The sequence below is a fragment of the Actinokineospora baliensis genome (assembly GCF_016907695.1).
Classification (GTDB): Bacteria; Actinomycetota; Actinomycetes; order Mycobacteriales; family Pseudonocardiaceae; genus Actinokineospora; species Actinokineospora baliensis.
The window spans coordinates 7136739-7155389 of record NZ_JAFBCK010000001.1 but is presented as its reverse complement, the minus strand read 5'-3'; the positions used below and the strand labels follow the sequence as shown (position 1 = coordinate 7155389).

General features: G+C 71.4%; 16 protein-coding genes. 7 read left to right on the top strand and 9 right to left on the bottom strand.

The features are described from left to right. Nucleotides 1-3: 3 nt before the first annotated feature. From JOD54_RS31565 to JOD54_RS31555, 3 genes are all read right to left on the bottom strand, one after another. Nucleotides 4-1182 (bottom strand): ABC transporter substrate-binding protein, encoded by a 1179-nt coding sequence (locus tag JOD54_RS31565; protein ID WP_239573572.1) that lies wholly within the window; start codon nt 1180-1182, stop codon nt 4-6. A gap of 303 nt (nt 1183-1485) precedes the next feature. Further along, the gene (locus JOD54_RS31560) at nt 1486-1863 is read right to left on the bottom strand and encodes a nuclear transport factor 2 family protein (RefSeq protein ID WP_372440422.1); all 378 of its coding nucleotides are present in this window, start codon (nt 1861-1863) and stop codon (nt 1486-1488) included. A gap of 34 nt (nt 1864-1897) precedes the next feature. Beyond that, complete coding sequence (locus JOD54_RS31555; protein ID WP_204455578.1) at nt 1898-2665, bottom strand: MoaF C-terminal domain-containing protein; 768 nt, start codon at nt 2663-2665, stop codon at nt 1898-1900. Between the two features lie 102 nt (nt 2666-2767). Here JOD54_RS31555 and JOD54_RS31550 point away from each other — a divergent pair, with 102 nt between their 5' ends. Both JOD54_RS31550 and JOD54_RS31545 read left to right on the top strand, forming a co-directional pair. Next, entirely contained in the window at nt 2768-3091 is a 324-nt protein-coding gene (locus JOD54_RS31550; protein WP_204455577.1) for a hypothetical protein, read from the top strand. Between the two features lie 2 nt (nt 3092-3093). Beyond that, nucleotides 3094-3387 (top strand): hypothetical protein, encoded by a 294-nt coding sequence (locus tag JOD54_RS31545; protein WP_204455576.1) that lies wholly within the window; start codon nt 3094-3096, stop codon nt 3385-3387. Nucleotides 3388-3445: 58 nt separating this feature from the next. Here the strand turns inward: JOD54_RS31545 and JOD54_RS31540 are convergent, their stop codons facing one another. Next, a complete protein-coding gene (locus tag JOD54_RS31540; protein ID WP_204455575.1) occupies nt 3446-5530 on the bottom strand; it encodes a M4 family metallopeptidase in 2085 nt (694 codons plus the stop codon). Between the two features lie 366 nt (nt 5531-5896). Between JOD54_RS31540 and JOD54_RS31535 the strand changes: the two genes are divergently transcribed. Beyond that, nucleotides 5897-8521: a SpoIIE family protein phosphatase gene (locus JOD54_RS31535; RefSeq protein WP_204455574.1), complete on the top strand. Its 2625-nt coding sequence runs from the start codon at nt 5897-5899 to the stop codon at nt 8519-8521. Between the two features lie 999 nt (nt 8522-9520). Here the strand turns inward: JOD54_RS31535 and JOD54_RS31530 are convergent. Beyond that, the gene (locus JOD54_RS31530) at nt 9521-10609 is read right to left on the bottom strand and encodes an MFS transporter (RefSeq protein WP_204455573.1); all 1089 of its coding nucleotides are present in this window, start codon (nt 10607-10609) and stop codon (nt 9521-9523) included. Nucleotides 10610-10682: 73 nt separating this feature from the next. On the opposite strand from JOD54_RS31530, the gene JOD54_RS31525 reads away from it, so the two are divergent. Beyond that, complete coding sequence (locus JOD54_RS31525; RefSeq protein ID WP_204455572.1) at nt 10683-11825, top strand: ROK family protein; 1143 nt, start codon at nt 10683-10685, stop codon at nt 11823-11825. Nucleotides 11826-11889: 64 nt separating this feature from the next. Beyond that, nucleotides 11890-12021, top strand: coding sequence for a hypothetical protein (locus JOD54_RS35415; protein WP_275592695.1), 132 nt, complete (start codon nt 11890-11892; stop codon nt 12019-12021). Between the two features lie 4 nt (nt 12022-12025). Here the strand turns inward: JOD54_RS35415 and JOD54_RS31520 are convergent, their stop codons facing one another. From JOD54_RS31520 to JOD54_RS31510, 3 genes are read right to left on the bottom strand one after another with little or no spacing between them, the layout of a single operon-like run. Continuing rightward, complete coding sequence (locus tag JOD54_RS31520; RefSeq protein WP_307860434.1) at nt 12026-12805, bottom strand: sulfite exporter TauE/SafE family protein; 780 nt, start codon at nt 12803-12805, stop codon at nt 12026-12028. Then, a complete protein-coding gene (locus tag JOD54_RS31515; protein WP_204455571.1) occupies nt 12787-14112 on the bottom strand; it encodes an MBL fold metallo-hydrolase in 1326 nt (441 codons plus the stop codon). Before JOD54_RS31515 ends, JOD54_RS31520 begins: the two co-directional genes overlap by 19 nt. 14 nt (nt 14113-14126) lie before the next feature. Then, on the bottom strand, nt 14127-15275 hold the full coding sequence (locus JOD54_RS31510; protein ID WP_204455570.1) for an NAD(P)/FAD-dependent oxidoreductase: 1149 nt from the start codon (nt 15273-15275) through the stop codon (nt 14127-14129). A gap of 79 nt (nt 15276-15354) precedes the next feature. Between JOD54_RS31510 and JOD54_RS31505 the strand changes: the two genes are divergently transcribed. Both JOD54_RS31505 and JOD54_RS31500 read left to right on the top strand, forming a co-directional pair. Further along, entirely contained in the window at nt 15355-16047 is a 693-nt protein-coding gene (locus tag JOD54_RS31505; RefSeq protein ID WP_204455569.1) for a GntR family transcriptional regulator, read from the top strand. 62 nt (nt 16048-16109) lie between these two features. Continuing rightward, a complete protein-coding gene (locus tag JOD54_RS31500) occupies nt 16110-17060 on the top strand; it encodes a tetratricopeptide repeat protein (protein WP_204455568.1) in 951 nt (316 codons plus the stop codon). Between the two features lie 338 nt (nt 17061-17398). Here the strand turns inward: JOD54_RS31500 and JOD54_RS31495 are convergent, their stop codons facing one another. Continuing rightward, nucleotides 17399-18586, bottom strand: coding sequence for an alpha/beta hydrolase family protein (locus JOD54_RS31495; RefSeq protein ID WP_204455567.1), 1188 nt, complete (start codon nt 18584-18586; stop codon nt 17399-17401). Between the last annotated feature and the right edge of the window lie 65 nt (nt 18587-18651).

The window sequence follows — 18651 nt, the reverse complement described above, 5'->3', positions numbered from 1 at the left end:
GTACTAGTTCTTCGGGATCCGCAGCCAGTCCTGCTCGGCCAGTTCCCACTTGTTGGTGCCGGACATGAGCTTGATCGGCCAGCCCGCGGTGTTGTCGTGGTGGGTCTTGCCCTTGCCGAACACGTACGGGGTTCCGACCATCGGGTCGCTGATGGGCTGCATCTCCTGCAGCGCCTTGGTCACCGACTCGCGGTTGATGTCACCGGAGATGCCCTTGACCACCTGCAGGAAGTACTTCGCCGCGAGGTAACCGCCCTGGCTGAACGAGGTCAGCGGGATGTTGTTCTTGGTCATCAGCTCGCGCCACTCCTTGTTCTGGGCGGCGTCGGCGTCGGTGAACGGGTAGAACTCGGCCGGGACGTAGATGCCCGCACCGGCGTTGCTGACCGCCTTGGCGTAGTTCTCGCTGTACACCGAGGTGAGCAGCAGCCAGGTGACGTCGTTCCAGCCCTGCGCGGCGGCGGCCTTGAGCTGGCCGATGGAGTCCGGCTCGACCGGGTTGACGGTGATCGCCTTGCAGCCCGCCTGGCGCGCCTTGACGATGTAGCTGGTGTAGTCGGAGCCGCCGTAGGGCACGGTGGCGTCCATGTACGTCAGCTTCTTGCCGGTGATCTTGGTCCACTCGTCGATCGCGGCCTGGTAGGAGGGCAGCGTGTTGCCCGCGATCTCCAGCAGCGCGCAGATGTTGTCGAGCTTGAGCGTCTCCGAGCCGTAGAGCAGGGTCAGCGTCATGTCGTGGTAGGGACCGACGTTGGCCGGGGAGATGTTGGGGCTGTTGAAGCAGGCCGGGTCCACGCCGATGCCGGAGATGGACAGGATCTTCTGCTGCTCGTAGTACTTGTTGTTGATCTCGCACTCGAGCAGGCTCGACGAGCCGACCAGGGCGACGGCGCCGTCGGCACCGACGATCTCGCGCGCGGCGGCCGCGGCGGCGGCCGGGTCGCCCTTGTCGTCGAGCGCCTTGTACTGGATCTGCCGACCGCCGACCCCGCCGGAGGCGTTGGCGGCGTCGAAGACGGCCTTGGCGGCCGCGGAGGACTCCGGGAAGGTCGCCGCGCCGCTGAGCGCGTTGACCGAGCCGACCACGATCGGCCCGCTGCCACCGCCGCTGCCACTGCTGCCACCGTCGGCACACCCGGCGGCGACGAGTGTGACCGCGGCGGCCACCGCCACGCTGCGCATGATCTTTCTCATAGCGGTCCCTGTCTTTCTCGGCTGCGGTCGCTTGCGCGCGCAGGGCACGGGATTCACTCAATTCTTCGAAGGTGGAACGGACCCTATGAGTGGTCTGGCCCACGCTCCTTGACTTTGCGGGCACGCGTGTTGTCGTGCGCAGCACGGGGTGCGATCCAGGTCACTCGCCGACCTTGCCCGCAAACGCCCCTGGCCGCCTCCCGGAGCGCGCGGAAGCGCTCCAGGAGGCGGCCAGGGGGTGGAACTGCACGGCGCCTCACCTCATCGGGTGAGCCCCAGTGGCTCGATCCGCTAGTCGATGGCGGCGGCCACCGGCACGGAGTCGACGATCTGCTCGAAGCTGGCGACGGTGTCGCCGTCGAACTTCCACACGTGCGCCACGCGGGCGGTGAACTCGCGGCCCGACCGGCGGTTCGTGGCGTGGTAGTGGCCCAGGCCGATCACGGTCTGACCGCCGTCGACCAGCTCGGCCAGGGTGAAGGTGTAGCCGTCCCAGTCCTGCCCGATGGCGATGAACACCTTCTCGCGCACCTCGTCCGGCCCGGTGTAGGTGCCCGCGTAGGGGAACCCGGCCGCCTCGGTCCAGGTGGTCGTCGCGGTGATCGGGGCGAGCATGCCGTCGAGGTCACCGCGGTCGCTCGCCGCGTAGTGTGCGGCGACGACGTCCACAGTAGACAATGGGTTCTCCTCTGCGTTGTGCTGGTCAGACCGGCTGGACGTCGGGGTAGACGACCGCGCCGAGCGGGTAGATGTGGCCGCCGCCGGTGGAGTGCTCGGAGGCACCCTCGCCGTTGAGGCCGAGGAACACCCCGGTGGTGCGCAGCGCGATGCTCAGGTCGTGCAGCCACACGCTGGCCACCGCGATGCGGAACTCCCGGAAGCAGAACAGGTACAGCCCGTCGGCGAACTTCCAGACCGTGGACAGGTCGGTGTCGCCGTGCCCGCGCTGGATGCCCTCCAGGCACTGCCAGGTGTAGCGCTGCGAGGACACGTACACGTGCTCGTAGAGGTGGTTGGGGCTGTAGCGGTAGAGGTTGCGCTTGCCGATCAGGTCGCGCGAGGGCCCCGGCACCTCACCGGTCGGCTCGCCGCCGTTGGTGGTCCCCGCCCAGAACGACTGCCGGACCCTGGGCTGCCCCTCGACGTCCTCGGCGCCGATCACCGACAGCACGCCGAGCGCGCGGTGCGTGGTGGTCGAGAAGACCAGGGTCAGCGACTCGCCCTCGACACTGGTCAGCGGCAGGTTCACGAAGAACACGTCCTCGCGCACCGCCACCGCGTCGTAGGGGTCGCGCACCCCGTTGCACACCACGTGGGTGGCGTCCTCGAACCGCAGCTCGAGCACGGGGCCGTCCTCGAGCGCGATGACGATCTCGCGCCCGGTCAGGTCGGCGTTGGGCAGGCGGTAGGTGGCGATACCGTCGGCGAACTCGTCGTAGGTGCGCCACTCGTCCTCGGCAGGAGTCGACATGGGCCCATCGTGCGAGCCCACCGCCCGCTCGGCCAGCGCGCGCGGCCCGGCCGAGCGCTGGCGGGCAAAAGCTGGTCACTCCTGGTCAATAGACTCTTCGGCATGCGACGAGTGGGGGCTTGGGGCGCGGCGGTGCTGCTCAACCTGGGGGTGGGGTACCTGGCGGTGTACCCGCTGACCCTGGTGGCGGTCGCCGTGGTGGCGCCGGGGGAGACCGCGGAGATGGGCGGGATGCTGGCGTTCCTGCCGCTCGTCGCCATCGCCCTGGCGGTCGTGGGCGGGGTGTTCTACGGGGTGAACCGGGCGGTCGTGACCGTGGGGCAGATCGGCGGCCGCGGCTATTGGCGGACGGCGCTGGTCCTGTTCCTGGTACCGAGCGCGTTCGCGGTCGGGTGGTGGGACCTCTGGCGGGAGATCGCGTTCTAGGCATGCGACAACTGGGGGCTTGGAGCGCGACGGTGCTGGTCAACCTGGGCATCGGTTACCTCGCGGTGCTGCCCGGGCAGTTGGCCGCGCTGGCCGTGGGCGCGCCGGAGGAGTTGGCCGACGACGGCGGTCCCGTGCTGAACCTGGGGTACATCGGCGTGCTCTGGGCGGTGGTGCTCGTGTTCTTCCTCGGCGTGAACGTCGGCGTCATCCGCCCGGCGAGCGGGCTGGGCGGCCCGCGCTTCTGGGCCGTGGCGGTGGTCGCCCTGGTGGTGCCCTGGCTGCTGCACTGGTGACGCGGCAGGGCGGGCACCCCCGTGCGGAGGTGCCCGCCCGGTTGGCGGTGCCTGGTGATCAGCCCAGGGTCAGCGCCAGGTCGTCGAGCACGAAGGACGTCTGCAGCGAGGCGTCCTCGGTGCCGGTGAACTTCAGGGTGAAGGTCTGCCCGGCGAGGCTGGACAGGTCAACCGTCCGCTGGGTGTACCCGGCGGCCTTGTTGACGTTGGAGTAGGAGGCCACCGTGGTGGAACCGGCCGTCACGGTGAGCTTGTCGTAGACGGTCGAGCCGGTTTCCGCGGTGTCGATGTGCAGGTAGTAGGTCAGGGTGGCCTTGCAGCCCGCCGGGATGCTGACCGACTGCGCCACGCTGTCGGTGTGCGCCGAGCCGTAGCCGTTGAGCCACGCCGAGTAGGTGCCGCCGTGCGCGGGCTGGTTCTGCGAGGCGAACTGGCCGATCACACCGGAGGTCTGGGTCCAGCCGGTGGCGCCGGACTCGAAGCCCGCGTTGGTCAGCTTCTGGCCCGAGCAGCCACCGGGCGGCTGGGTCGTGGTGGTCGGCGGGGTGGTGGTGGTCGGGCTGGTCGGCGGCGTGGTGGTGCCGCCGGTGCAGGTCGGGTCACCGGACTGGGCGGGCACGCTCACCGCGTCCCAGGCGGCCTTGACGGTGTTGAACTCGGTGCAGCTGCCCGGGTACAGGTTCTTGGCCGCCTGCAGCGTCCAGGTCCGGTACTTCAGGTAGGAACTGGCCGAGGTCTTCATCAGCATCGCGTTGTACATGATCTTGATGGCGGACTGGATGCCCAGGCCGGTCACCGAGCTGTTGTTGCAGGTCGGGCTGGTCGGCTTGCCGCCACCGGGGTTGTTGCCCTCGGCGATCAGGTAGAACCAGTGGTTGCCGGGGCCCGCCGAGGCGTGCACCTCGCCGCCGGGGACGCTGCTGGAGTAGCAGTTGGGGTTGTTGGAGACCTGCGACGGGTTGTACATGTTGCGGATCGGGCCGCTGCCGACCAGGTTGATCTCCTCGCCCACCAGGTAGTCCGGCGGGTCGTACTGCGAGGACTCGTTGGCGAAGGCCTCGGTCGCCGCGCCGAAGGTGTCGGCGACGAACTCCTGGGTGCCCGACTGCGAGATGCCGCCGGGGGTGTGGTCGTCGATGCCGTGGCCCATCTCGTGGCCGACCACGTCGATGGAGCTGATCCAGCCACCGGCCTGGTTGTGCCCGATCTGCACCTGGCTGCCGTCGTAGAAGGCGTTGAGGTCGTTGAGGCCGACCTTGATCGGCCACGCGCCGCCGTTGCCGTCCATGCCGTTGCGGCCCAGCCACTGGGTGAGCATCTTGCGCTCGGTCTCGGCGGCGAACAGCGCGTCGACGCAGCCGGTCTCCCGGTTGGACGCCTGGCCGTTGCCCCACGAGTCGGAGGTCTTGCTGAACGGGGTCGACGCGCTGATGTCCTGGCAGGACAGGTTGCTGGTGTTCGGGTCGCGCATCACGTAGTTGCTGCCCGAGTGGGTGGTGTCGATGGTGACCGGTCCGCTGTAGGCGGAACTGCCGCTGCCGCGGGCCACGTGCTCCTGGGTGCGCAGCACCTTGCCGTCGATGGCGTCGACGTAGACGCTGAGCCTGCTCGGCTCGCCCTCGGCGGTCTTGCCGTCGACAGTGGACTCCCAGGCCAGCCGGGCGGTGCCGAGGGAGACCACGACGAGCCTGCTCGCCTCGGTCTTCTCGACGGACTTGAGCTGACCGCGGGCGGCGGTCTCGGCCTGCTCCTTGGTCACCTTGGCGGAGGTGGCCACGCCCTGGATGGTCTGGTCCTGGGCGACGGAGGTGTACTTCACGGTGCCCGCGTTGTCGGTGACCACGACGAAGTCGCCGCCGACGACGGGAAGGCCCTTGTAGGTGCGGTCGTAGGACACGTACTGGGTCGAGCCCGCGGAGTAGACCTTGCGCTGGACGAACGAATCGTCGGCCGAGGCGTGCAGTGCCGCGGGACGGGAGTCGACCAGGGCGGCCGCGGCGTGGGCGGCGGTGTCCTGGGCCACCTGGGCGGATTGGGCGGCGTCGACCTGCTGGTTCGACGTCGCCGCGACGGCGCTGCCGATCACCACCAGGCCGGACACCAGCGCGCCACCCACGGCGAGCAGGCGATGACTGGGCTTCATGGGGAAGTGGCTCCTTTCCCGGCCGTGTTCTCGCGCACGGACCGGAAAGATGCAGGGAATGCGCATTCGGGCGCATCAGGAATCCGCGCACCGCGCCGGTCGAGTGAGGTCCCTCGCCGCTCGCCCGCCGCCGGTGCCGGACGAATAGACGTTAACTCCGGCGAACTTCACGCGGAACGTCCAGATATTCACATGCGACAAGTGTTAACGCGTCAATTCGGTCGACCCGCCCAGAAAAGTCGGGATATCCTTCGGAAAGGGCGAGAAAGGGTATTCACCGGAAATGGCGGAGAAATCCGGCAGACCGGTCGGGGCGGCGCGGAGGTAGGGTCGGCGCGGCAGGGCGACAGGCGGCGGGAGGCTGAAATGGACACCGCACCCGGCTGGTCCGAGGCGGCCGGTCTGCTCGGCGGGCTGCCGGTCGTGGTGTGGACGGCCGAGGCGGGCACCGGGCGGCTGAGCTTCGTCTCCGAGGGGGTCGAGGCGCTGCTGGGCTACCCGCGCGAGGCGTGGCTGGCCGACCCCGGTTTCTGGGCGAGCGTGGTGCACCCCGACGACCGGGCCGCCGCCGTCGCCGCCCGCGCCGCGCTGCGCGACCACGAGCTCGACCTGCGGGTCGTGGCCGCGGACGGCTCCGTGCTGTGGCTGCACGACGTCGTGCACGTCGAACGGACCCCGGACGGCACCCCCGTCGGCCTGCGCGGCGTCTCGCTCGACATCACCGCTCGGCGGGCCGCGCACGAGCGGGAGCGGTTCCTCGGCGCCCTCGAGCGCGAACTGCAGCCGCTGGAGGACGCGGAGGAGATCATCGCGACCGCGGCCAGCAGACTCGGCGTCCACCTGGGCGTCGACCGCTGCGCCTACGCGCGCGTCGAAGCCGACGAAGACCACTTCGTGATGAGCGGCAGCCACGCCACCGGACTGCCGCCGCTGGCCGGGCGGTACGCGATGTCGGCCTTCGGCGCGGGCGCCCTCACCGCCATGCGGGCCGGTCTGCCGTGGGTGGTCGTCGACGCCGACACCGACCACCGGCTGGCCGACCTCGACGCCTATAGGGTGACCGGCATCCGCGCGGTGATCTGCGTGCCTCTGCGCAAGGCGGGCCGGTTCGTCGCGGCGATGGCAGTGCACCAGGCCACCCCGCGCGCCTGGACGGCCGAGGAGGTTGACCTAGTCGGCGTCGTGGTCGCCCGCTGCTGGGAGACGTTGGAACGCGTGCACGCCGGGCGGGCGCTGCGGGCCAGCGAGCAGCGGTACCGGATGCTGTTCGAGCGGGCCACCGACGGCGTGTGGGTGGTTGACGAGCAGCTGCGCTACGTGGAGGTCAACCCGGCGGGCTGCGCGTTGTTCGGGGCCACCCGCGAGGAGATCCTCGGCCGCACGATCAACGAGTTCGTCGCCGTCGAGGAGACCGGGCGGCTGCGGGAGCTGTGGCACCGGCTCACCGCCGGTGACGTGGCGACCGAGGTGTGGGAGATCCACCGGGGCGACGGCCGGGTGGTCGCGCTGGAGCTGAGCATCCAGGCCACGCCTGCCGGGGTCCAGGCCATCGGGCGGGACGTGACCGCGCGCAGGCGGGCCGACCAGGAGCGCGAGCTGCTGCTGCGCCGCGAGCACGAGATCGCCGAGGCGCTGCAGCGCAGCCTGCTGCCGCGGGAGCTGCCCGGCCTGGCCCGCCTGGCCACCGCGGCGCGGTACCTGCCCGCTGCCCGGCACGCCCAGGCGGGAGGCGACTGGTACGAGGTGCTGCAGCTGACCGACACCGTCGTGGCGCTGTCGGTCGGCGACGTCGTCGGCAAGGGGCCGACCGCGGCGGCCGTGATGGGGCAGTTGCGCAGCGCGCTCGCCGGGTACCTGCTCGACGGGTACTCACCCGCCGCGGCCTTGGAGCGGTTGGACGCGTTCGTGGCCCGTACGCCGGGTGCGATGGGGACGACCTGCGCGTGCCTGACGTTCGACTGGGCGAGCGGGCTGCTGCGCTGGTCGCTGGCCGGGCACCCGCCACCGCTGGTGGCCGACGGCCGGGTGGGGTACCTGGCGGGCGCGGCCGGTCCGGTGCTGGGGGTGGCCGGGCGCGGGCCGTACCGCGAAGGGGAGACAACCCTGCGGCCGGGCGCGACGGTGCTGCTGTACACCGACGGCCTGGTCGAGCGGCCAGGAACGGTGATCGACGTGGGTCTGGCGCGGCTGGCCGAGGTGGTCACCGCGAGGGCTGGGTTGGACCCGGAGAGCCTGGCCACCCGGGTCACCACCGCACTGCTCGACGGCGGCCACGGCGACGATGTGGCCCTGGTCGTCGCCCGGTTCATCCCGCCGCCGCTGGCCGCGCGCGACCTGCCCGCCGTGGTCGCCGAACTCGGCCCGCTGCGCACCGCCGTCGACCACTGGGCCGACGCCGCCGGCCTGGCCCCCGGCGTCCGCAACGACCTCCACCTGGCCCTCGGCGAGGCCGCCGCCAACGCCGTCGAACACGCCTACCCCAACACCAACGGCACCTTCGACGTCGACGTGTCCCGCGCCCCGGACGGCTCCGTCGTCGCCGAAGTCCGCGACCGAGGCCAATGGCGCCCCGAACCCCCCAACAACACCCACCGCGGCCGCGGCGTCGACATGATCCACGAACTGGCCGAATCCGTGTCTTACACCCGAACCCCCGCGGGCACGACCGTGACCTTCCGCGTAGTCGGCGGCGGAACCCACCCGATGCTGCCGGTGGTCGATCCTCTTGGCGCGGTGGAGATGACGGGATCGCTGGACCTGCCGGGGGTGGATCAGTGGCGGGAATCGTTGCTGGCCAAGGCTTCCGCGGGACCCGTGATGGTCGACCTGTCCGGTGTGGATTATATGAGCAGCGCGGGCGTGGCGCTGTTGCTGGAGGTCGCGGCCGTGGCCCCGGTGACGGTGGTGGTGGCGGAGGGGAGCGCACCCGCCCGGATCTTGGGACTGTCGGGCCTGGCCTCGGAGGTGCTGGCGGTGCGGTACGCCCGCTGACAGCACCGGGGTCAGACTTGGCTGCGCCTGTCGGAAGCACCCTCTTTGCGCGCACACATCCGGGACACATTCCCCACCCTCTCCGGGGGCGGCCCTGGTGCCAGTCTATCGGGTGTGGGGGTGCGGGGAAGGGTCTGCGACGAGCTGTGGACAACTCGGGACGTTGTGGACGGCTGGCTTCGGGGCGGCGGTAGTGGGTGTCGCTGTGGAGCGCGGCAACCAGCGATGTCCCGTGGTCGGCGAGTTTGTCGAACAACGCCTGCGGCTTCGCCTCGCGGCTGGGCGGTGGCCCGTCATGCAAGCACCTCCCCGCCCGGGCATTTGAGGACCAGTTCAGGTCGGGCGAAGGCAGGCGGTCCACAGGGCGGCTTGCAGCGACAGCTTGGCGGCGCGGACCTCTAGGCTGTCGGAGTCATCCTCTTTGCGCGCACTCACCCGGGACACATTCCCCACCCTCTCCGGGGGCGGCCCTGGTGCCAGTCTATCGGGTGTGGGGGCGCGGGGAAGGGTGTGCGGCGAGCTGTGGATGGCTCGGGACGTTGTGGACAGTTGGCTTCGGGGTAGCGGTAGGTGTCGCTGCGGAGCATGGCAACCAGCGATGTCCCGCGACCGGCGATCTTGTCGAATCACGCCTGCGGCTTCGCTTCGCTGTTGAGCAGCGGCCCTTCCTGCAAGCACCCTCTCCGCCCGGGCATTGAGGACCAGTTCAGATCGGGCAGAGGTCCACAGGGCGACGTGCAAGGGCAGCTTGGCGGCGCGGAATCCTCGGCGGTCGGCGGCATCGCACTCACCCGGGACACATCCCCCACCCTCTCCGGGGGCGGCCCTGGTGCCAGTCTATCCGGTGTGGGGGCGCGGGGAAGGGGCTGCGACGAGCTGTGGATGGCTCGGGACGTTGTGGACGGTTGCCCTCGGGGTGTCTTTATGCGGTTGTCGAGCCGCGGTGGGCGCGAGCTCGGGTAGCGGTGCGTGGCGAACAGGACATCGCAGCGGAGGGGTTCAGGTTGGGCGGTGGCGGGCGGTCCACAGGGCGGCGGCGAGTCCCAGGACGGCGTAGGTGGTGAAGGTCAGGGGGATGGTCACCGGGTGGTCGGGCGTTGCGATGAGGCCCACCAAGAGGGGGTGCACAGCGCTGCCGAGCATGCTGCAGGTGAGCAGGGCCGAGCCCGCCAGGTGCGCGTGTGGCGTGAGTGCGGCGAGCCAGGCCAGGGTGGTGGGGATGATCGGCGCGAGGCCGAGGCCCGTGAGGGCGTAGCCGATCACCGCCACCGGGGGTTGGGTGGCCACCACGAGTCCGGCGGTGGTCACGGCGAACGCGGCGGGCACGATCACCGCTGGTCGGGTGGCGACCAGCGGCACCAGTAGGCGGCCGACGGCCAGGCCTGCCCAGAACAGGGCGGTCAGCCGGGCGGCGGTGTCCGGGGCGGTGCCGGTCCAGGTCAGGTGTGTGCTGGCCCACGCCCCCGCCGACGTCTCGACCCCGGCGTAGAGGAAGCCGATCAGGGCGAACGGCGCGAGCAGCACCAGCGTCGCGCGGCCCACCGGCGGGGTCGGGGGTGGTGTCCCGCCCGCCTCGGCGACCAGCGGTACCGACAGCACGACCACCGCGGCGATGGCCATCAGGGCGGTCGACACGCCGAACCCGGCCACCAGCAGCGGCGCGGCGATCGCGCCTGCCCCGAACATCGCGTTGACCAGGTTGACCAGCAGGACGCCGCGGGGTCCGGAGGCGTAGGTGGTGTTCAGGTGCAGCGCCACCCCGCCGAACCCCAGCCCGGCTACCAGGGCGCTGACCAGCAGGAACGTCCAGTTCGGGGCTTGTGCGGCGCCGACGAGGCCGCAGCCGAACGCGGCGAGCAGGACGGCCAGGGTCGGTCTCGGCGGCAGGTGCCGCGCGGCGACGCCGCAGCCGAGGATCGCCACCAGCGCGCCCAGGTTGAAGGCGCTGATGACCTCCCCACCCCCGGTCGGGCCGAGGTCGTAGGTCTCGCGCAGCCGGGGCAGCGCCACCCCCCACGCCGCCGCCGACGCGCCCAGCGCCAGGAACACCGCGAACGCGGACGGCAACGTCCACAGTGGTCGGCGCACCCGGCTCACTTCCCTTTTTGTCCCACGACTGGATAAAATCGGACACCGCCAACCGTAGGCGAAGGAGACGCCCGTGCAAAGCCCCGCTCGACCGACCGCGGTGACCCGGTTGGTGCGGCTGCTGCACGACGAGGGCCCGATGAGCCGCGCCGCCGCGACCACCCGGCTCGGTCTCACCAGGACGGCCATCGGCGACGCGGCCGGGTGGCTCGCCGACGCCGGGGTGCTGGCCGCCGCGGCCGCGGAGCCCACGGGCCGCGGCCGACCGTCGCCGGTGCTCGGGTTCGCCGACCGGGGACCGGTCGTGCTCGCGGTGCACCTGAAGCCCCGGCGCGCGGAGGTGGCGGTGGTCGGGCTCGGGGCCGAAGTGGTCGAGCAGTGCGGGTTCACCTTGCCCGGGCAGGGGCCGCGCGCGGTGCTCAAGGCGCTGGCGGCTCGGCTCACGTCGGTGGCGCGGCGGCACGGGCGGCCGCTGGTCGGGGTGGCGGTCGGTCTGGCCGGGATGACCAGGCCGGGCGGGGTGGTGCGCAACGCGGTGCACTTCGGCTGGACCGATGTCCCGGCGGAGGAGGTGCTGCGGTCGGCGCTGCCGGAGGGGCTACCGGTGCGGGTCGCCACCGACTCCGGACTGACCGCGCTCGCCGAGCAACGCCGGGGCGCGGGGCGCGGCGACGGGCCCGTCCTGGTGCTGGTCGGCGGGCACACGGGGATCGGCGGCGCGCTGGTGGGTGCCGAGTCGCACGTGCTGGAGGTCGGCCACCTGTCGATCGACCGCAAAGGTCTGCCGTGCCCGTGCGGTCAACGCGGCTGCCTGGAGCTCTACGCCGACGGGCGCGCGGTCGCCAGGAACGCGGGGGTGCCGGTCGACCACCTGCCGCACGTGCTCGCCCGCGCCGAAGCGGGCGCCGCCAGGGACACCAGGGCGGTCCTGACCGCCGCCGACCACCTCGGCACCGGCCTGGTCAACCTCCTCAACGTCCTCGCCCCGGCGAAGGTCGTCCTCACCGGCCTCCTGGCCGACCTGCACCGCCTCGGCGGCGACCGGATCACCGAACACCTGGGCCGCTCGGTGATCGCCCGCGCCGACGGCACACCGGTCGTGGCGGGCGCGGTCGCGCACCCGGTGTTGGTGGGTGCCGCGGAACTGGCCTTCGAGGACTTCCTCACCCACCCGCCGTTGATTGACCACTGTGGACAGACAACCTCCTGGGGTTGAACCCCCGCTCCCGGTGGTACGTGGTGTATGTCTCGCCCCTGTCGCCAACTCCCCGGAGTTCGCCATGTCCACGCTGACCCCCGCCCCCACCCGCCCCACCCAACCCCTCGACGACGCCGAGTACGACGACCTCTGCGCCTGCCGCTGTCCCCGCCTCCCCGGCACCCACACCGCCGGGCAGTGCACCCAGCGCTAGCCCCTCACCGAATCGCCGTCAGCGCCAGGTCCGCGATCATGGCGACGGCGAGGAGGACCAGCACCACGCCGAAGGCCCGCCGGAGGATCACCGGGGACAGGGCCATCGAGAGCCGTCGGCCGTCCCAGGCCGCGAGGACGGCGGCGGCGGCGAAGGGGGCGATCACCGACCACTGGGGGCCGGATGGACCGGTCACCAGGCGGGTGGTGAGTGCGACCACCGAGTTGACCGCGATGACCAGCAGGCTGGTGCCGATCGCGACCCGCATCCGCAGCGAGACCGCGCTGACCAGGGCGGGCACCGCCAGGAACCCACCACCCACCCCCAACAGCCCGGTCACCGCCCCCAAACCGGCACCGGCGCCCACCGCCCGCGCCGCCCGTGCTTGACGCGGGGCCGACACCTCGGCCTCGGCCGGGGCGCCAGCGATCATCTTGACCGCCGCTGCCACGGCCAGCAGTGCGAAAGCCGCGGTCAGCGACCAGGCGGGCAGGTGGGTGGACAGCACGGCGGCACCGGCGGAGACGGGGATGCCCGCGCAGGCGAACTGCAGGCCCGTCCGCCAGCAGACGTCGCCGCCCCGGGCGTGGCGGGTGAGGGCGGTGAGCGAGGTCGCGGTGACGATCAGCAGGCTCGCCGTGGCCGCCATCGATGGGGTCATGCCGAGGAGGTAGACCAGAGCCGGGACGGCCAGCACTCCGCCGCCTCCGCCGAGCGTGCCCATCGCGAGGCCGACCACACCGCCTGCGGCCAGCGCTGTGAGGATCACGCTAAGCCCGTCCACGCGCTGAACCCGCCAGCGAGGTCTGCGACATCGGCGAAACCGTTGGCGCGCAAGGTCGATGCCGCGACGGAAGACCGGTACCCGCCCGCGCAGAAGACCACCGTCGGGCGGGCCGGGTCGAGTTCGCTCAGGCGCGCCACCAGTTCCGGCAGGGGGATCAGCACAGCGCCGGGGATCGTGCCGGTCGCCTCCACCTCGCCGGGACCGCGCACGTCCACCAACTGCCGCGCCGGAGCCACCTCCGCCAGTTCGGCCGCGCTCAGCCGCTCGGCGCGGCGCACCGGACGCGGCCGCGTGTACCCGCGGACCCGGTCGAACCCGATGCGCGCCAACCGGTTGCGCGACTCCACCGCTCGCTCCGGGGCGCACACCAGCACGATCTCGTCCTCCGCGGCCAACACCGTCCCCGCGGCCTCCGCGTAGCGTCCACCGAGCCCGACGTTGACCGAACCCGGTAGGTGCCCCGCGGCGAACTCGTCCGGGTCCCGCGTGTCCAACAGCACCGAACCCTCCACAGCGGACACTTCGGGAACGGGGTCGTGCTCGTCGAAGATCGGCCGCGAAGCCCGGTTGCGCGTGGACGCGTAGGCGAAGTACCGAGGAGCGGTCGGCTGACCGGCGCACACCGCGCGGACGAACTCCCGCTCCGTGATCGGCGCCAGTGCGTAGTTGGTCCGCCGCTGCTCGCCGAGGGTGCCGGTCGTCTCCGTGGACAGGTTCTTCCCGCACGCGGACCCGGCCCCGTGCCCGGGGAACACCCGCGTCCCGTCCGGCAACTCCAGCAGCCGCCGCGTCGACCGGTACAGCGCCGAGGCGAGTTCCCTGGCGCTCCACCCGTTGGCCGACAACAGATCCGGCCTGCCGACGTCGCCGAGGAACAGCGTGTCGCCGGTCAGCACGCCGTAGGGCACCTCGTCGTCGGCGTGTTCGCGGACCACGAGGCAGATCGACTCCGGCGTGTGCCCCGGCGTGTGCAGCACCTCCAGGTCCACGTCCCCCAACGAGATCCGCCTGCGGTCGGCCAGCCGGTGCACCGGGAAGTCCACCTCCGCCGCGCTCCCGTACCCGATCACCGCCCCGGTCGCCTCGGCCAGTTCCAGGTGACCGGACAGGAAGTCGGCGTGCACGTGGGTTTCCAGCACCCACTCGATCCGCAGCCGGTTGGCCGCGGCGTCGGCCAGGTAGGTCCCGATGTCGCGGCGCGGGTCGACGACGGCGGCCAGCCCGCTGCGCCTGTCACCGACCAAATAGGACGCTTGGGACAGGCATTCGGTGTAGTACTGGGCGAAAACGAGGTTCGACGCCACGGCTCCTCCAGGTCTCACGCGCGCCCGCGCAGCATCAGGTTCCAGTACATCAGCGGCAGCCCGTAGCGCTTGAGGTACCACATGTCGGTGCGCTCCCGGATCGTGTTGATCACCGGGATCGACGGCGTGGGGCGCATCGTGTAGTCGAACTCGGCCAGCAGCATCCGCCTGCGCGCGGTCGTCAGCGGGCAGGACGCGTACCCGTCGTAGCGCGCGGTCGGCTCCTGGCCCCGGCGGACCGCGAGCAGGTTGGCCACCACGACCGGCGCCTGCTTGCGGATCGCCGCACCGGTCTTGGAGTTCGGCGTCGACCCGGCGTCGCCGAGCGCGAACACCTCGGGGTGGCGGACGTGGCGCAGCGTGTGCTTGTCCACCTCGACGTACCCGGTCGCACCGGCCAGCGGCCCGCCCTTGATCCAGTCCGGCGCGCTCTGCGGTGGCACCAGGTGCGCCATCGAGTACGGCAGCTCGGTCTCGCCGTTGATCACCACCGACCCGTCGCGGACCTCGGTCACCTCGCTGGACAGGTGCGTGGTGATCCCGTACCGCCGCACCACCCCGGCCAGGACCTCGGCGAACTCCGGCACGCCGAACAGCGCGGGCGTCGGCAGCACCAGGTGGACGTCGATGTCGCGCAGCACGCCCTGCTCGCGCCAGTAGTCGGCGGCCAGGTAGGCGATCTTCTGCGGCGCCCCGGCGCACTTGATCGGCCCCGACGGCATCGCGAACACCGCGGTGCCCCGCCGGGTGCGCTTGATCAGCTCCCACGTGCGCGGCGCCAGGTCGGCGCTGTAGTTGCTGGACGCGTTCGCGCGTAGCGCCTCGGTCATGCCGGGCACCGCGCCCCAGTTGAGCTGGATGCCGGGGCACACGACGAGCTGGTCGTAGCCGAGCTCGGTGCCGTCGTCCAGGTGCACCCGCTTGGCGTCCGGGTCGATCCCCACGGCGGCGCGGCGCACCCAGGTGACGCCCTTGGGCACCACCGACGCCTGCGGCCGGGCGCTCTCCCGCAACGGCGCCCGGCCGCCGCCGACCAGCGTCCACAGCGGCTGGTAGTGGTGGGTGTGCGCCGGGTCGACCAGGGTGATGTCCTGCAGACCGGCCCGCCGCAGCCGAGCGGCCACGGTGATACCGGCTGTGCCGCCACCCACGATCACGACCATCACGCCTCCTCAATGTTCGGACATTTAAGGTACGACTCGGCGGGCTTGTCCGGGGCGCAAAGGTAGGTACATTTAGCGGATGGACCACGGGATCCGGTGGCGGCGCGTGCAGGACGACCTCGTCCGCAGGCTCCGCGAGGGCGAGTTCGACGGCTTCTTCCCCAGCGAGGCGGAGCTGGTCGCGCAGTACGGGGTCAGCCGCACCACGGTCCGGCGGGCGCTGGCCAAGCTGCGCACCGACGGCGTGGTCACCGCCGAACGCGGGCGACGCCCCCGGGTCCGCGCCGAACAGGGCGTCGAGCAGCCGCTGGGCACCCTCTACAGCCTCAACGCCTCGGTCCGCACCGCCGGGCTCACCCAGCGCAGCGTCGTGCGCAAGCTCGAGGTGCACGCCGACGGCGTCGTCGCCGACCACCTCGGCCTCGACGGCTCCGCCCCGCTGGTGCACCTGGAGCGGCTGCGCCTGGCGGGCGACGAACCGCTGGCCATCGACCGCGTGTGGTTACCCGCCGAGCACGGGCGGTGCCTGCTGACCGCCGACCTCACCGACATCGGCGTCTACGCGGTTCTCGCCCGCACCGGCCTGCGCCTGGACCGGGCCCGCGAGAACATCCGCGCGGTGGCCCTCTCGCCGGTGGAGCGCTCCGTCCTCGGCTGCGGCGTCGGGCTCTCCATCCACCGGCTCAGCCGGGCCCAGGGCCAGCCCATGGAATGGCGGCACACCCTGGTCCGCGGCGACCGGTTCACCCTGACGGCCGCCTTCGGCGGCTGACGCCCGCGCGCATCATGGACCGCGGGCCGTGATCAGCGCACGAGCCGAACGGAGCCGGTGCGGTGGGGCGAGACGAGGCCGCGGAACGGGTGGCAGCCACCTTCGCCACCCTCGCCGTACCCGATTTGTCCCTCCCCCTCCTCTCCGCCACCCTCGACTGGCCCCACCCCACCACCCACCACGTCGTCACCGAGATGACCCGCGCGGGCACCCTGACCCCCACCCGCCCCGGCTGGTTCGCGCCCCCCACCCCCCTGCGCTCCGCCCCGGACCCCGTGCTGCCGACAAAGTTCGTGACGGCCTTGGCATCACACGCCCACTCACCCACCTGGGTCGCCGACCACCGCCCCCACTTGGCCGCCGCCTTCGCCTCCGCAGGCGCCGCTCAAGCCCGATGCACCCTCGCCCTAACCCTCTGGCCCCTCACCGCCGAACCCCCCTTACTGCACGACAGCACCTGGCGCGCCGACCTGACCACCTGGGGCGAAACCGCTGCCCGCCAATGGAAAAACCCCGCAGCCCTAGCCGCCCTCCACGACCACTCCGGCCACACCGCAGCCGCAGCGGGCGACCCGCTCATAGCGGAATCCCAACTGGTCCGAGCCCTAACCCTCTGGCGCAACCTCACCGACGAGCCTCGCCTTATCGGCACCCTCGAGTCCTTGCTTGATTTGTTCCGCAACACCAGACAATGGCACCGAGCCCTTGACGCCGCCTTCGCCCTCTTGGTCGAACACCGCCGCCAGGACACCCCCGAAGGCCCCGCCCTCCACACCATCGGCACCCTCATGCTCCAAGCCAACCGCCCCACCGCCGCTGCGATGTACCTGGAACAAGCGGAACGAGCACTAGGCCCACGGCTTGATCTCTTGCTCCAACGAGCCACCGCCGCCCAAAAATCCGGAGCAATAGCAGCCGCCCGCCACCACCTACACAGAGCCCTATCCCTAGCCATTGATGTCGACGAAGTCGAAGCCGCCCGAATACGCCTACTGCTGAGCGGAGACACCTGAGCAGGCGTGCCAACATAACCCCCCGACCCCGACAGCATTGCCGACCACTGGACACTCGGAAGCCGCTGGTGCCAGAACACTCCCCGAGTCGACCCGCCCAACCCGGCCACTGGACACTCGGACCCTCCGGTGCCAGATGCTCGATGGGGCGGACTTGGTTTGCGTGGGGTGGCGGTGCCCGTAGCCTTGCCTCGCTGCAGGGCCATGCTTTTCGGCCCCGGCTTTTGCGGTCCTGCCACGGGTGGCGCAGGGGCCCCGCGCAAACCAAGTTCGCCCCATCGAGCACACCGCACCACCCACGGATCCAGCGCAATGCCGCAGGCGAGCCGACCAGGACCCTACGGAATCAACCGCACCTCCGGATAACACCACGACCCCCCAGAGAACAACCCCCGATCCCGCCCCCGCAAATGCAGATCAAAGAACCCTGCCACATACTCCCGCTGCACCACCACCGACCGCCGAGCATCCACACCCCCAACCACCCGCTCCACAACCCCAGCCCCCAAATACCCCCGCGCCTGCGGCACCACAAACTGCAGATCCGTAAACGAGTAATGCGTACTGGAGTCCAAGTGCAGATCCCGCTTCCACCCCCGCTGCACCCCCCAGAAATCAGCCCAACTCGGATCCAGTTCACGCGCCACGTGCGAATGCTCCAACTCCCGCCCCGTCACCGGATCCACATCATCCCCGCCGAACAGCAAGAACGGCCGATCAAGCCCCTCCGCCACCACCCGACCAGGCAGATAGACCCCCGCCCCGTACCCGAGCGCACCATCGATGTTGACCCCCGCCTTGATGCGTCGATCAACAACCATCGTCTCGCCCGTGGTGAAGCCGCCGTACGAGTGTCCCGCCATGCCGATCCGGCTTGTGTCGGCGAAGGGCAGGTCAGCGAGCCGGTCGAGGACGAAGCGGGTGTCGGCGACGCGGGTGTCGATGGCCTTCTTCTTGTCCGCGCTGCTGCCTGCGTTCGCGCGGCCGTACTCAACCCGGCCGTCCGGGAATTGGACGACCGCTGACTCGAAGGTGTGCGACATCGACACCACGACGTAGCCGCGGCTGGCCAGGTCGTCGATCCTGTCGGTGTAGAACTCGCGGGGGCCGCCGAATCCCGGGGAGAACAGCACCACCGGCCACTTGCCGCGCGCCGGGGCCGCGTCGAGCACGGCTTGGCGGCGCACCGCGGTCCAGTCGACGGTGCCCGGTGGGAGGCCGACGAAGTTCGGGTCCGCCAACAGTTGCGTGAACGCCGCCGCGACCCCGCTCGACAGCCAGCGGGCGCGGGTGCCGCCCGCCCTGGCCGCCGGGTAGCTCACGGTGAGCATCAGCTCGCGGCGCCGGTCGGGGACCCACGGGTCGGCGCGGCCCTGGTCGACCACGTGCACCTCCCTGGTCCCCACCGGGTACCGCCCGCTCAACCCCGGCGTGGTCACCCCAGTACCCGCCGCCGCGGGCAGTGCCGTGAGCACTGTCGCGGCCGTCGCGGTGGCGAGCACCGCGCCGAACGTTCTCCGGTTCATGTGGACGAACTCCCCTCGTCTGTGGACCTCGCCATCGTCTCGGCGGGCGACCGGCACCGGCGTCC

Bases quoted from the DNA above. Each gene is read 5' to 3' on its own strand.
- JOD54_RS31545 (WP_204455576.1), top strand. From the start codon at position 3,094: ATGCGACAACTGGGGGCTTGGAGCGCGACGGTGCTGGTCAACCTGGGC.
- JOD54_RS31540 (WP_204455575.1), bottom strand. From the start codon at position 5,530: ATGAAGCCCAGTCATCGCCTGCTCGCCGTGGGTGGCGCGCTGGTGTCC.
- JOD54_RS31555 (WP_204455578.1), bottom strand. From the start codon at position 2,665: ATGTCGACTCCTGCCGAGGACGAGTGGCGCACCTACGACGAGTTCGCC.
- JOD54_RS31505 (WP_204455569.1), top strand. From the start codon at position 15,355: ATGGACCACGGGATCCGGTGGCGGCGCGTGCAGGACGACCTCGTCCGC.
- JOD54_RS31510 (WP_204455570.1), bottom strand. From the start codon at position 15,275: ATGGTCGTGATCGTGGGTGGCGGCACAGCCGGTATCACCGTGGCCGCT.
- JOD54_RS31495 (WP_204455567.1), bottom strand. From the start codon at position 18,586: ATGAACCGGAGAACGTTCGGCGCGGTGCTCGCCACCGCGACGGCCGCG.
- JOD54_RS31565 (WP_239573572.1), bottom strand. From the start codon at position 1,182: ATGCGCAGCGTGGCGGTGGCCGCCGCGGTCACACTCGTCGCCGCCGGG.
- JOD54_RS31535 (WP_204455574.1), top strand. From the start codon at position 5,897: ATGGACACCGCACCCGGCTGGTCCGAGGCGGCCGGTCTGCTCGGCGGG.
- JOD54_RS35415 (WP_275592695.1), top strand. From the start codon at position 11,890: ATGTCCACGCTGACCCCCGCCCCCACCCGCCCCACCCAACCCCTCGAC.
- JOD54_RS31550 (WP_204455577.1), top strand. From the start codon at position 2,768: ATGCGACGAGTGGGGGCTTGGGGCGCGGCGGTGCTGCTCAACCTGGGG.